General features: G+C 61.8%; 14 protein-coding genes and 1 pseudogene. 13 read left to right on the forward strand and 2 right to left on the reverse strand.

What is annotated here, in order from left to right; all coding sequences use genetic code 11:
* Positions 1–14: 14 nt before the first annotated feature.
* The 10 genes and pseudogenes from metW (at position 15) to PLO63_14905 (ending at position 7626) form a co-directional block, all read left to right on the forward strand.
* Positions 15–599, forward strand: a complete 585-nt coding sequence (gene metW / locus PLO63_14860) for a methionine biosynthesis protein MetW (protein ID HOI75423.1) — start codon at positions 15–17, stop codon at positions 597–599.
* Between the two features lie 61 nt (positions 600–660).
* Positions 661–1617, forward strand: coding sequence for a cysteine synthase A (gene cysK, locus PLO63_14865; protein ID HOI75424.1), 957 nt, complete (start codon positions 661–663; stop codon positions 1615–1617).
* A 38-nt stretch (positions 1618–1655) separates the two neighbouring features.
* Positions 1656–2261: pseudogene (gene cysE / locus PLO63_14870) on the forward strand (serine O-acetyltransferase).
* Between the two features lie 156 nt (positions 2262–2417).
* Entirely contained in the window at positions 2418–3044 is a 627-nt protein-coding gene (gene thiE / locus PLO63_14875; protein HOI75425.1) for a thiamine phosphate synthase, read from the forward strand.
* Positions 3041–4240, forward strand: coding sequence for an MFS transporter (locus tag PLO63_14880; GenBank protein HOI75426.1), 1200 nt, complete (start codon positions 3041–3043; stop codon positions 4238–4240). Before thiE ends, PLO63_14880 begins: the two co-directional genes overlap by 4 nt.
* Positions 4237–4818 (forward strand): hypothetical protein, encoded by a 582-nt coding sequence (locus PLO63_14885; GenBank protein ID HOI75427.1) that lies wholly within the window; start codon positions 4237–4239, stop codon positions 4816–4818. Before PLO63_14880 ends, PLO63_14885 begins: the two co-directional genes overlap by 4 nt.
* Positions 4819–4954: 136 nt before the next feature.
* Positions 4955–5386: an MOSC domain-containing protein gene (locus PLO63_14890; protein HOI75428.1), complete on the forward strand. Its 432-nt coding sequence runs from the start codon at positions 4955–4957 to the stop codon at positions 5384–5386.
* Between the two features lie 2 nt (positions 5387–5388).
* Positions 5389–6198 (forward strand): formate dehydrogenase accessory sulfurtransferase FdhD, encoded by an 810-nt coding sequence (gene fdhD / locus PLO63_14895; protein ID HOI75429.1) that lies wholly within the window; start codon positions 5389–5391, stop codon positions 6196–6198.
* A 196-nt stretch (positions 6199–6394) separates the two neighbouring features.
* A complete protein-coding gene (locus tag PLO63_14900) occupies positions 6395–6964 on the forward strand; it encodes a flavin reductase family protein (protein HOI75430.1) in 570 nt (189 codons plus the stop codon).
* Positions 6961–7626, forward strand: coding sequence for a cation transporter (locus tag PLO63_14905; GenBank protein HOI75431.1), 666 nt, complete (start codon positions 6961–6963; stop codon positions 7624–7626). Before PLO63_14900 ends, PLO63_14905 begins: the two co-directional genes overlap by 4 nt.
* A 46-nt stretch (positions 7627–7672) precedes the next feature.
* On the opposite strand, the gene PLO63_14910 is transcribed toward PLO63_14905, so the two are convergent.
* Both PLO63_14910 and PLO63_14915 read right to left on the reverse strand, forming a co-directional pair.
* Positions 7673–9214 (reverse strand): DEAD/DEAH box helicase, encoded by a 1542-nt coding sequence (locus tag PLO63_14910; protein ID HOI75432.1) that lies wholly within the window; start codon positions 9212–9214, stop codon positions 7673–7675.
* Between the two features lie 148 nt (positions 9215–9362).
* The gene (locus PLO63_14915; GenBank protein ID HOI75433.1) at positions 9363–10238 is read right to left on the reverse strand and encodes an NAD(P)-dependent oxidoreductase; all 876 of its coding nucleotides are present in this window, start codon (positions 10236–10238) and stop codon (positions 9363–9365) included.
* A gap of 363 nt (positions 10239–10601) precedes the next feature.
* Here PLO63_14915 and PLO63_14920 point away from each other — a divergent pair, with 363 nt between their 5' ends.
* From PLO63_14920 to PLO63_14930, 3 genes are read left to right on the forward strand one after another with little or no spacing between them, the layout of a single operon-like run.
* Positions 10602–11534, forward strand: a complete 933-nt coding sequence (locus PLO63_14920) for a substrate-binding domain-containing protein (protein ID HOI75434.1) — start codon at positions 10602–10604, stop codon at positions 11532–11534.
* 3 nt (positions 11535–11537) lie between these two features.
* On the forward strand, positions 11538–12380 hold the full coding sequence (locus PLO63_14925) for a substrate-binding domain-containing protein (GenBank protein ID HOI75435.1): 843 nt from the start codon (positions 11538–11540) through the stop codon (positions 12378–12380).
* Between the two features lie 26 nt (positions 12381–12406).
* Entirely contained in the window at positions 12407–13279 is an 873-nt protein-coding gene (locus PLO63_14930) for a substrate-binding domain-containing protein (protein HOI75436.1), read from the forward strand.
* The last annotated feature ends 106 nt before the right edge of the window (positions 13280–13385 follow it).

Here is a 13385-nt window from a genome sequence, read left to right on the forward strand (position 1 = left end):
CGGCATGTGATACGATGAGCGAAAGGCTGGATCACCGGATCATTTGCGACATGGTGCAGGATGGGGCGAGGGTGCTGGATCTCGGGTGCGGGGATGGCTCCCTGATGTCTCTGCTCGTCCGGGAGCGGCGCGCCTCGGTCCAGGGAATCGAGCTGGACGGAGAGGCCGTGCACCGCTGTGTCGAGAAGGGGCTGACGGTCTTCCAGGGGGATATCGAAACCGGCCTTCTGGACTATCCCGACGCCGCTTTCGACGATGTCATCCTGAACCAGAGCATGCAGGAGGTCCGGAAGGTGGATTTCGTGATCGGGGAGTCTTTGCGGGTTGGAAAGCGCGTCATCGTGGGCTTCCCGAACTTCGCACACCTTCCCTCCCGCTGGACGATGTTTTTTCGGGGCAAGACGCCGGTCACCCGGTCTCTTCCCCATTACTGGTACAAAACGCCGAATGTGCGCTTCCTCTCCGTTCGAGATTTCGAGGACTTCTGCAGGAGCAAGGGTCTCAGGGTCCTGAAGGCCGTCTATCTTGGGGCCAACGGGACCCTGACATGTTGTCCCAACCTGTTCGCCCGGGATGCCGTTTTCGCCGTTTCCAGGTAGCGGAAGCCGGCGGCAACGAAAAAGACATGGAAACAACCCGACACCTGCAAGGAGATCAAACATGAAACGAATCTATGAAGACAATTCGCGGTCCATCGGCAACACGCCGCTGGTAAGGCTGAATCGGATTACAAAGGGATTGAACGCCCGGATTCTGGCCAAGGTCGAAGGCCGGAACCCATCCTATTCGGTGAAGTGCCGGATCGGCGCGGCGATGATCTGGGATGCCGAAGAAAGAGGCCTGCTGAAGCCCGGCATGGAGATCATCGAGCCGACAAGCGGCAACACGGGCATCGCCCTGGCCTACGTGGCCGCGGCAAAAGGGTACGGCCTCACCCTGACCATGCCCGAGACCATGAGCATCGAGCGGCGGCGGGTCCTGGCGGCGTTCGGGGCGAATCTGGTCCTGACTCCGGGGGCGGAAGGCATGAAGGGTGCCGTGAACCGTGCTGAAGCCATGGCCGCTGCTGATCCCGGCCGCTGGTTCCTCCCCCAGCAGTTCCGGAACCCCGCCAATCCGGCCATTCACGAGCAGACGACAGGACCTGAGATCTGGGAGGATACGTCCGGTGAAATCGACATCCTGGTCTCCGGCGTCGGAACCGGAGGGACGATCACCGGAATCTCACGATACATCAAGAACACGATGGGGAAACGGATCCTTTCCGTGGCGGTGGAGCCGAAGGAGAGCCCCGTTATCAGCCAGCACCTGGCCGGACAGGATTTGAAACCGGCCCCCCACAAGATCCAGGGCATCGGCGCCGGGTTCATCCCGGAGATTCTCGACCTCTCTCTGGTCGACCGGGTCGAGCAGGTGGAAAGCATGGAGGCCGTGGAATATGCCAGGAGGCTGGCCCGGGAGGAAGGCATTCTTTCTGGCATCTCCAGCGGCGCAGCCGCGGCTGTTGCCGTCCGCCTGGCCGCCCTGAAGGAGTTTGACGGGAAGACGATCGTGACGATCCTGCCCGATGCCGGGGAGCGCTACCTTTCCACGGTTCTTTTCGACGGGATCGGCTGAAGGCCGGTTCCTTGCGGGCAGAGCCCGGGGAGGATGCCATGAACTGGATCCATGCAATCCGCGAAGATGTCCGGACGGTGTTCCGAAAAGACCCGGCGGCCAGGAGCACGCTGGAGGTGCTGACGTGCTATCCGGGGCTTCACGCCGTCTGGATGCACCGCCTGGCCCACGCCCTGTGGAGGATGCGCCTGTTCCTCCCCGGCCGGCTCGTATCTCATGCCAGCCGTTTTCTGACGGGGATCGAGATCCATCCGGGGGCGCGCATCGGCAGGCGGTTTTTTATCGATCACGGCGCCGGAGTTGTGATCGGGGAGACCGCTGAGATCGGGAACGACGTCCACCTGTACCAGGGCGTCGTTCTGGGAGGAGTCACGCTGCAGAAGAAGAAGCGCCACCCGACCCTCGGCAGCGGCGTCCTGGTCGGGGCGGGAACCATCGTCCTCGGCCCGATCACCATCGGCGAAGGCGCCCGGATCGGAGCTTCTTCCCTGGTGCTCGGCGACGTCCCGCCCGGGGCGGTCGCGGTCGGCGTCCCGGCCCGGATCGGCCTTGGCTTTTCCGGAAAGGACCTCCAGGAGCTGGCGGACAACAAGCTCCCCGATCCCATCGCCGAGGCGTTCCGCTTCCTTGGCCGCCAGATCGAGACCCTGGAGCGGCGCCTGTCGGATGTGGAGCAACAGCAGGGAATCGCCGTCGAGCGGAACGGAACCCTGGAGGAGAAGAGACGCGAGATCCAGCGCATCTTCTCACCGATCCGCGAGGAATTCAGCGCCGGGGCGGGAATCTGAAAGGAGGCAGACATGATTGACTACAGCCTGTACCTGGTGACGGACCGGCGCTGGCTCATGGGCAGGGACCTGGTGGCCTGTATTGAGGAGGCCATCCTGGGCGGTGTGACGGTCGTCCAGCTTCGCGAGAAGGATGCTGACTCCCGCTCCTTCTTCGAGTTGGCCGGCCGGATGAAGGCGCTTACCGACCGCTATGGAATCCCTTTGATGATCAACGACCGCCTCGACATCGCCCAGGCGGTGGGCGCCGCCGGCGTCCACCTCGGCCTGGACGACCTTCCCGTACCGACGGTGCGGAAGATCCTGGGGCCGGACAGGATCGTCGGGGCCTCGGCGGCCACCGTCGAGGAAGCCCTGTGCTTCGAGAAGGAAGGGGCCGACTACCTCGGGGTGGGCGCCGTGTTCGAGACAGCCACGAAGCTGGGCAATGAATCGGTGAGCTTCGACGATCTTCGGAATATCAAGCGAGCCGTGAATATTCCCGTCGTCGCCATCGGCGGGATCAAGGCGGAAAACGCGGGAGCTGTCATGGAAACCGGTGTGGACGGGGTGGCCGTGGTCTCGTCGATCCTCGCCGTGCCCGATGTCAGGGAGGCGGCCGCCCGTCTGGCCGCTGCGATCCGAAGGTCCGGAAGATGAGTGGTACCCCCCATCGCTGGCGGGTCCTGTGGGCCGCCTTCATCACCTATCTCCTGGACAGCTACGACCTGATCGTCCTGGCGATCGCCATGCCCGTCCTGCTCAAGGTCCTGGACATGTCGCTCCCCGAGGGCGGGCTCCTGGGCTCGGCCACCATGCTGGGTGCCATGGCCGGCGGCATCCTCTTCGGCCTGATCGCGGAGAACTGGGGCCGGCGTTTCGCCCTCATCCTTGCCCTTCTCTGGCTGGGCCTGGGGATGGGGGCCGTCTACCTCGTTTCCACCTGGGAGCAGTGGATGATCCTCCGCCTCATCACCGGGATCGCCATCGGCGGGATCTGGGGTCCCTGCGCCGCCCTCATCGCCGCACACTGGTCGCCGGAATACCGGGGCCGCGCCGCGTCGTTCGTCTACAGCAGCTTCGCCATCGGCGCCGTCCTGGCATCCCTGGTTGGGCGGATGGTCCTGCACACGGACTGGCATGTCCTGTTTCTCATGGGTACCGTGTCCATCCCCATTGCGCTCCTTGTTTACCGCCTTGTGCCGCTCGACCCGGCTCAATCGGCATCGCCGGACGGCGAGCGTCAGCCCGGCGTCGGCGTCGGCGCCATCTTCCGGGACGGGATGGCCCGGACCACCTTCCTGGCGACCCTGATCAGCGTGGTCAACCTGGCCGGATACTGGGGGGCGGCGTACTGGATCCCGACCTTTCTGACAAGGGAACGGGGGCTCAGCCTCACGACCATGGCCTGGTTCTCCTTTGTCATGTACCTGGGGATGTTTCTCGGCTTCCAGTTTTTCGGGGCCCTGTCCGACCGGATCGGACGGCGGAAGGCCATGATCGCCGCCTTCCTGACGGTCGCTTTTGCCGTCGCCCTTTACATCGTCGTCCACAATCCCGTTTTCCTCTTCTGGTGGGGAATCGTCGTCGGCTTCGGCCTCTGCGGGGTCGGAGGCGTGCTGGGGGCGTATTTTGCGGAGCTCTTCCCAGAGCGGATCCGCGCTTATGCCGGGGGCTTCTGCTGGAACATGGGGCGCATCGGTGCCGTCCTCGCTCCCTATACCATCGGCTTCATCGGGAAGAACTACGGCCTCGCGACGGGGCTGGCGGTCACCTGCGTCGTCTACATCCTCGGGGCGGCACTGCTCCTCTTCCTCCCCGAAACACTGCGTCCCGGACACGAGATGGAAACATGAACCCTATCGATATCCAGGACTTCCTGGGCAAAAAGACGCTGCTCGTCGGCGACATCAACACCGGCAAGACCTTCCGGAGCGGGGAGATCCTGGCGGCATTCTGCGGGGCCGGTCTCGGCGGGCGCATCGTCATCCTGGACCTGGCGCCGGAGATCCCGGAGGAGATGGCCGTCGCGAAAGGACTGCGGGGAGCCGGCGGCAGGCTGTTCCCTCCCCCGGGATGCGATGTGCTTGTTTTCGATGCGTCGCCTGTGCCGCCCCGTCTCAGCTCCCGGACGGAAGCGGAGACCCTGGAGAAGGCCCGGTGGAACCGCCTCGTCATCGACGGCCTGCTTAAGCGGGTCTCCGAAGCCGCGCGGGACATCCTCTTCGTCAACGACGTCAGTCTCTACCTGCAGGCGGGAAACACGGAGGACCTGATCCCGTTCCTGGACGGCTTTCAGACCGTTATCGCCAACGGCTACCTGGGCGAGCGCCTCGGCGGCGGCACCCTCACAGAGAGGGAACAAGGACAAATGAGGAATCTGATGGCCGGATTTGAGGCCCGGGGCCGGGTCATCCGGTTGGAGACTTTATGAACGGAATAGCGGTAGCGCTGCTGTCCGGGGGGCTGGACAACCAACAAATAGACCGGGACCGGTCCGGGGGGACGTCGAAGGAAGGCCATGGGTCGGGAAGAAAGAAACCAGTCTTTGGATGTTTGAGGAGAGTGCCATGGGAAAAATCGTATCGGTGAATGTAGGGCCCGCCGTGGGCGACAAGAAGACGCCCGTCGGCTGCTGCAAGGTCCTGGCGGACGCGGGCCTGGAGGGGGACGCCCACGCCGGGACGGGGAGGCAGGTCAGTCTTCTTGCGGTGGAGAGCATCGAAAAGATGAAGGGAAAAGGTCTTGAGGTGGCTCCCGGAGATTTCGCCGAGAATTTCACCACGGAAGGGATCGATCTGGTCTCGCTGCCCGTCGGAACCCGCCTGAGGGTCGGCGGGGATGTCCTGCTTGAAATCACCCAGATCGGGAAGGTCTGCCATGATCGCTGCCATATCTTCTTCACCGTCGGCGATTGCGTCATGCCGCGGGAAGGCGTCTTCGCAAAGGTGATTTCCGGTGGCATTGCAGCCGAGGGCGACAGGATCGAGGAGGAATCGTGAAGATGCAATCCTCACCGGATGAGAGAATTACGGATCGGTTTACGATCTGCCGGATCATCGTGGAAGACGATGTCATCCGAATGCAGGAAGAGGAAAAACGGGTGATCGGAGAGATCTCTCTCAAGATCTTCATCAACGGGACGGAATACGCGTCGCTCCTGTGCCTCAATCAGTATGCCGAGGAGCTGGCCCTCGGCTTTCTCCACAGCGAGGGGGTGATCGAGACGATCGGGGATGTCGAATCCCTAGCGTACAATGAACGCCTTTTCGCGGTGATGATCAACCTGGCGCCGGGCCGGTCCGTGGCAAAGAGTGAAAGCCTGCGGAGCGTCACGTCCGGTTGCGGCAAATGCTTCACCTACATCAACCCGCTGAAAAGCGATCAGTACCGGGAGACCAGGGGGAATGTGCATTTCTCTCTGCGAGACATCCTGGACCTGATGAAGCGCTTCGAGCGTTCGTCGGAACTTTATCGGGACGTCGGCGGTGTCCACAGCGTTCTCTTCCACCATGAGGCCTTTTCCTTTTTCTGCGAGGACATCGGCCGCCACAATTGTTTCGACAAGACCGCCGGCGTACTCCTGAAAGCCGGGATAATGGACCTCACCGGAAGCGGAATGATGTTTGTCAGTGGACGGGTGTCCTCGGAGATCATCACCAAGGTCATCCGGATCGGCGTGCCCGTGATCGTCTCCCGTTCGACGCCGACCGCCGCGGCCGTCCATCTTGCCCGGAAATACAATGTGACGCTCCTGGGCTATGTCCGCGGAAAATCCGGCTTCGTCTATTCCGGGGAAGAACGGCTGGTGTGACGGGATTGCACAGTGATATGTTAATTCATCCCGGCATGAAGGCATTTCATTTTTATTGTGCGGAGGTCTTGCTCTAAGAAATCCGGGATGAAGTCTGGAAAGAAGTGAACGCAAGGGTACAGATCTGAATATTCAAGGCCTGTGTCCTGAAATAGGCAGCGAATTATAAACAGGATTCAAATGGAGGAAAGATGCCATGAAAAAATCACTGGGACCCAGGACAATCATCTATCCGACACCGGCGCTTGTTGTCTGCGCGTATGACAAGGAAGGAAGACCGAACGCCATGACTGCAGCCTGGGCGGGCATCTGCTGCTCCTCGCCACCGTGCGTCGCCGTGTCGCTCCGGAAAGCGACCTACACCCATGGATGCATCGGAGAACGGCGAGCCTTTACGGTCAACATCCCATCGGAACAGTACGTCCGGGAAGTGGACTACTTCGGGATGGCAACCGGCAGGAAGGTGGACAAGTTCGCCGCCACGGGCCTCACGGCGGAGAAGAGCGCCGCCGTCGACGCGCCCTTCATCCGGGAGTTCCCCTTCATCCTGGAATGCAGGCTGGTCCACGTCTTTGAACTGGGCATGCACACCCAGTTCGTCGGAGAGATCGTGGACCTCAAGGCGGAGGAGTCCGTCCTTGCCGCCGACGGCTCCCTGGACGCCGAAAAGGTGAAGCCCGTTCTCTACGCCCCGGAAAACGGACACTACTTCGGCCTGGGAAAGAATCTGGGCAAGGCCTTCTCCATCGGTCGCGACATCGGATGAGCCTGAACCCGCATTCCGAAGGAAATCGTCATCTCCTGTACCGCCGAGCCCTGGCCCTGGCCCTGATCACGGTCTTCTACAACATTGCCGAGGGGGTGTTCTCCGTATGGTTCGGCCTGGAGGACGAGACACTCTCCCTATTCGGCTTCGGCCTGGATTCGTTCGTGGAGGTCGTCTCGGGAGTGGGCATCTGGCATATGGTCCGGCGCCAGCAGGAGAGACCCGACGAGAAACCGGACCGCTTCGAGCGAACGGCTCTTCGGGTGACGGGTACGGCCTTCTACATCCTCGTCGCAGGGCTGACCGCTACGGCGTTCTGGAATCTCTTCGCACAGCACCACCCGGAAACGACCTTCTGGGGTGTCGTGATCTCCCTGGTCTCGCTGTCCTTCATGTGGTGGTTGATTCGTGCGAAACAACGGGTAGGGAGGGAGCTCGACTCGCCGGCCATCCTGGCGGGCGCCGAGTGCTCGCGGGCCTGCATGATCCTTTCGGTGGTGCTGCTGGCTGCCAGTGCCGGCTATGAACTGACGGGCATCGGCGGTCTGGACGCGCTTGGCGCCCTCGGGATTGCCTGGTTTTCCCTGCGCGAGGGCCGGGAGGCCTTTGCCGAGGCGAAAGGCCTCTCCTGCTCCTGCGGCGGCGACGATTGTTCCCTTTGACGAACTGTTCAACCGCTCTCTGATTGCCGGAATCGTTCCGGCCGGATCAGGAGGCCTCGCCCCCGCCTCCTCCTGCCGAACCACTGTCCGGACCGGATCGGCGCCGCCGCGAACGATCCCTGTCCCTTTCCCTCGGCGGCCTCCGGCGCTTCGGTCGGTCGCTTCGCTGCATCGAGGAATCATCCCGCTTCATGGCCGGAGCCGGTTCAAAGGTCTCTTCATCCGACGGCGACACGACCGGCGCCTGCAGGGTTCGCTGGTAGTAGTCGTCCAGCAGCATGGCGATGACGGGGATTTCCGCTTCCGCCTCGGCGAGGCTCCGTCCCAGGGAAATGAACCGCTGCATCCGCTCGATCTGCACCCGGTCCCTCCCCCGCAGGTCCGCTTCCAGGGCCGCGGTGATGCGTTGCGACACGACCGCCACCACGTCCTCCTCCGAGGGCAGCGTTCGCTCCTCCATGTTGATGTTGTATGTCTTGGCGATGGACTTGAGCTTGAACTGCTCCATGCCCGCGACGATGGAGATGGCCGTCCCGGCCGCTCCGACACGTCCCGTCCGTCCCGCCCGGTGGATGTAAAGCTCCGGATCCTCCGGCGGCTCGTACTGGATGACGTGGGAGAGATCCTGGATGTCGATGCCCCGGGCGGCGACATCGGTCGCCACGAGAAACCGCAGGATCCGCTTTTTCACCCGGGCCATCACCTTTTCCCGCGCCGCCTGGGAGAGGTCGGAGCTGAGTTCGTCGGCGTCGTAGCCGAACCGCTTCAGGACGACCGTGACGAAATGGACCGTTGCCTTGGTGTTGCAGAAAACGATCGCCGAGACGGGGTTTTCCATCTCGATGATCCGGACCAGGGACCGCTCACGCTGCATCCCCGGGACGAGGTAGCATACGTGGTCCGTCCCCGTGACATGGACGCGGTCCCGGCTGAGGCTCAGAAACTCCGGCTCCTGGAGGAACTGTCCTGCGAGGCGCAGGACGTCGGAGGAAAAGGTGGCCGAAAACATGTAGCCGCTGACCGGTTTCTTGGGCATGAACTGCTGGATTCGCCGCATGTCCGGGTAAAAACCCATGGAGAGCATGCGGTCGGCCTCATCGAAGACGAGGATCTGCAGTTCCTTGAGGGACAGGGTTCCCTGGATGAGGTGATCCAGGATGCGGCCCGGAGTCCCGATGACAAACTGGGCACCGGCCTTGAACGCCTCGAGTTGGGGTCCGTAGGAAACCCCGCCGTAGACGACGGCGGTCCGGATGCCCGTGTCGCCGCCAAGCGTTTCCGCTTCGCGGGTGACCTGGACGGCCAGCTCGCGGGTAGGAACCAGGACCAGGGCCTGGCAGGCCTTTTTTTCCGGGTTGATCCGTTCCAGAATCGGCAGGACAAAGGCCGCCGTCTTGCCGCTCCCGGTCTGCGACTGGACCATCACGTTCCGCTTTGCCAAAATGTACGGAATCGCCCGGGCCTGGACCGGCAGGAGGCTCGTCCATCCGGCCCTCGCACAGGCCCCCTTGAGCCGCTCCGGGAGATCCTCCAGATTCATCTCCGGCAGGGCATGCTCCGGCTCGATGATGGGTTCGTCCTCGTTCATCTGTATTCCGCGGCTTTCCGTTCCCGGACCCTCCGGGATGCCGGCCGTCGAATCGTTTTCTCTTCCTTCTTCTTCCTGCATGTTTTCTTTCTCCTGTAATATCCAGATTCTTGATGTTCTACTGCTGCATTCATCCTGCCGGGTGTTCTCAGGGCCGGTTCATCCTGTCCAGGACGCGAAAGAGGGCGTGGGTCCCCTCGTTTTCCAGCCCCTCCGCCACGGCGGCCAGGTAGAACTGGTTCACCAGGGCAAGCCCCGGGAGGGCGATTTTCATCCGTCCGGCCTCAGCCAGGGCGATTCGCATGTCCTTCACGAAATGGCGGATCGCAAAACCCGGGGCCGTGTCGCCCTTCACGATTCGCGGACCGAGCTGGTTGAAGGCCCACGAGGCGGCGGCCCCCTTCCCCACGACCCCGATGACCGCATCCAGATCGAGGCCGGCCCTCCGGGCGTAAAGAAGGGCCTCCACGACGCCGATCATCGTCGAGGCGACGAGGATCTGGTTGCTCATCTTCGTGTGCTGTCCCATGCCGGGACCGCCCATGAGGACGATGTTTCTCCCCATCCGCTCGAAGACGGGAAGGACCCGCCGGAATGCCTCTTCATCGCCCCCGGCCATGATCGCCAGGGTTCCCTCCCTCGCCCCGATGTCTCCCCCCGAAACCGGCGCATCCAGGGAAAAAACGGATTTCGCTTTGGCCTCCCCGTAAATGCGAACCGCCAGGGACGGCTCGGAGGTGGTCATGTCGACCATCACGGATCCGGGCTCGATCCGGGACAGCACGCCCCTTTTGCCCAGGACGACTTCCTCTACATCCGCCGGCTCCCCGACCATGGTGAAGACAATGTCGCTCCGTGCGGCAACGTCTCCCGGGCTGTCGCACCAGACGGCTCCTTCCCGGCACAGGTCTTCCGTCCTTTCACGGCTTCGGTTGAAGACGGAAACGGGATAGCCGCCCTTCAGGACGTGCATGGCCATGGAACGGCCCATGACGCCGGTTCCGATCCAGCCGATTCTTTCCACGGGATTCCTCCGAACATGCCGGTCCGGAATGCTCCACCGGTCCGGAATTCGGGGACTATCGGTCAAAATGTCCAATATGTCAAGAAGTTTAGCCCGCCAGGAGTCCATCTCTCCCCCTCTCGCCTGGAAAAGCGATGATTTCAGCCTGCCAATCACGGGAGCAAGTTTCATGATCCCCTGACTTCTGTTGCCGGTGCGGCTTTTTCACGGATCGATCCTGTCAGGTGATACCGAGGATCAAAGGGTTCTGAAAGATCGTATTTGTTCGTATTTATGATTATTCGTAATAATATGTATGATTTTGTATTGATTCAATCCCCCGAATCCGTTATGAATACCGCTCCGTCCGGAGGATATCCAGCCATGCCGAATGATTTCATGAATACGAAGGAAGTCGCCGGGTACCTGGATATCCATGAAAAACAGGTCTACGCCCTCATCAAGGCGCGACGGATTCCGGCAACTCGGGTAACAGGAAAGTGGCTGTTCCCCAAGGCACTGATCGACGAGTGGATCCGGAGTCAGGCTGGTGAAGCACTCCAGGAGGCCCGCCGGAAGAGCACCCGGATCGAGGGGGCCCTTCTTGCGGCCGGCAGCAACGATCCCGTCCTCGACATGCTCCTGGCAAGCCTGAAGGCCGCTCATCCCGATTTCTACGTCTTTACGGCCAGCACCGGGAGTGCCGGCGGTTTGGCAGCCCTCGGAAAAGGCTACACCGACATAGCCTGGACGCATCTCATCGATCCGGAAAGCGGAGAATACAACACCCCTCCCACCATTGCCCAATACCTTCAGGATACCGGCTTTGTGGTTATCCATCTCTTCAACCGGGAGATCGGCCTGGTGGCGGCAAAAGGAAATCCTCTCGGGATCAGCGGCTTCGAGGATCTCATCAGAATCCGGGCGCGGATCGTGAATCGCCAGCCTGGCGCGGGAACACGAATCCTTCTGGACCATTATCTGCGAAAGGCCGGTGCCTTGCCGGATTCTCTGCCCGGTTACGACCGGGAGGTTTTTACCCACATGGACGTGGGCCTCACGGTTCTTGCCGGGGAGGCGGACGCGGGAATCGCCTCCGCTGCCGTATCGCGTCTCCTGGGCCTGGAAATGATCCCCCTGGCCACGGAGAGTTTCGACATGGTTCTCCGTCGGGATACCTTCTTCAGCAAGGGCATTCAGGCATTCCTCGAAGCCCTGCAGAGTCCGTCCTTCCAGAAGAACGTTGAAAGACTGGGGGGGTACGATTTCCAGCGTGCAGGCCGGGTTCTGCACACCATCGATCCGGAAAGGAGCTGAATCATGAAAAAAGCCGTTGTTACATCCATCCTCTCCCTCCTGCTTCTCTTCAGCGGGCCGTGCATGGCCGGAGAAGGCTTCCTTCTCCTGTCCAGCACGATCGGTCCCATCGACTCCGGGATCGTCTCCCTCCTGGAAGACCGTTTCGAACAGGATACGGGCATCCGGGTCCGCCATGTGGGAGCCGGAACCGGTGCCGCCCTGAACATTGCGAAGAAAGGCAATGTGGACCTCGTCATGGTCCATGCCAAATCCCTCGAGGAAAAATTCATCAAGGAGGGCTTCGGCACAAAACGAATCCCCTTCATGTACAACGACTTCGTCATCGTCGGGCCGGCCGCGGATCCGGCGAAGGTCAAGGGGATGAAAACCGCCGCGGAAGCCCTGAAGGCGATCTCCACCAAGGGGGCACTCTTCGTCAGCCGGGGCGACAAGTCCGGGACCCACGTGGCGGAAATGGATCTCTGGGGGAAGGCGGGAATCAAGCCGGCCGGTGCCTGGTATAAAATCTATGAGAAGGGCGCCGAGGGGAATGTTCCCACCCTTCGCTACACGGACCAGCAGAAGGGGTACACGGTCATTGACCGGGCAACCTACCTGGGCCTGAAAAAAGACATCAAGCTGGTCGTCCTGGTGGAAGGCGACGAGGCCATGCTGAACTTCATCTCCCTGATTCCGGTCAATCCGCAGAAGTTCCCGCAGGTCAACGCCAAGGACGCGGCGACGTTCATCTCCTGGCTGACCTCGCCGCAGAAAGGCCAGCTCATCGTGCGGGACTTCGGCAGGGACAAGTTCGGCAGCCCTCTTTTCTTTCCCAACTCCGATGAATGGAACAGGAAAAAGTGATCATGAAACCCAAGGAGGTTAAAGCAATGATGAGACGATCGTACCTGCGGACGGCCTTGCTGGCTGTTGTCCTTGCGCTGGTCCTGGCTGCCGGAATGGCGGACAGCTCCTTCGCGGCAGCGGCCAAGCAGAAAAACGTGATCCTGGCAACGACGACGAGCACCCAGGACTCGGGCCTGCTGGACGTCCTGATCCCCATCTTCGAGAAGCAGACAGGATACTTCGTGAAGACCATCGCGGTGGGCTCCGGCCAAGCCATGGCCATGGGGGCGAAGGGAGAGGCGGACGTGCTCCTGGTCCACTCCCCCGCGGCGGAGAAGGCCTTCATGGCCCAGGGGAACGGCACCGCCCGGACCCTGGTCATGCACAACGACTTCATCATCGTCGGCCCCCCGGCGGATCCGGCAACGATCAAAATGACCAAGGGAGCGACGGCCGCCTTCAAGAAAATCGCCCTTTCGAAGGCGCTTTTCATGTCCCGGGGCGACAACTCGGGGACGCATGCGAAGGAAAAGGCCATCTGGAAAGCCGCGGGTGTCGCCTATGAGAAGGAGAAATGGTACCAGCAGACGGGCCTTGGCATGGGCCAGACCCTGAACGTTGCGGCGGAGAAAAAGGCCTATACCCTGGCGGACCGTGGAACCTACCTGGCCCTGAAGAAGAACCTGGGACTGGACATCCTGAACCAGGGAGACGCCATTCTCCTGAATATCTACTCCGTGATCCCCGTCAACCCGGCCAAGTTCAAGAAAATCAATACAGAGGGCGGCAAGGCCTTTGCCGACTTCATGGTGGCCCCGGCGACCCAGAAGATCATCGGAACGTTCGGCGTGGAGAAATTCGGATCGCCCCTGTTCTTCCCGGATGCCGGCAAGAAAGAGGAAGCCCTGGGTAAGTAGTTCCTTCAATTTTGACGGCCGGTCCCCCTGCCCGTTTTTACTCCGGACAGGGCAGATGTCGGGCCGGGCCCGTCGCGGCGATGCACGACGACTCGTCGCGGCGGGC

The sequence above is a fragment of the Syntrophales bacterium genome (assembly GCA_035363115.1).
In the GTDB taxonomy this organism is placed as follows: domain Bacteria; phylum Desulfobacterota; class Syntrophia; order Syntrophales; family PHBD01; genus PHBD01.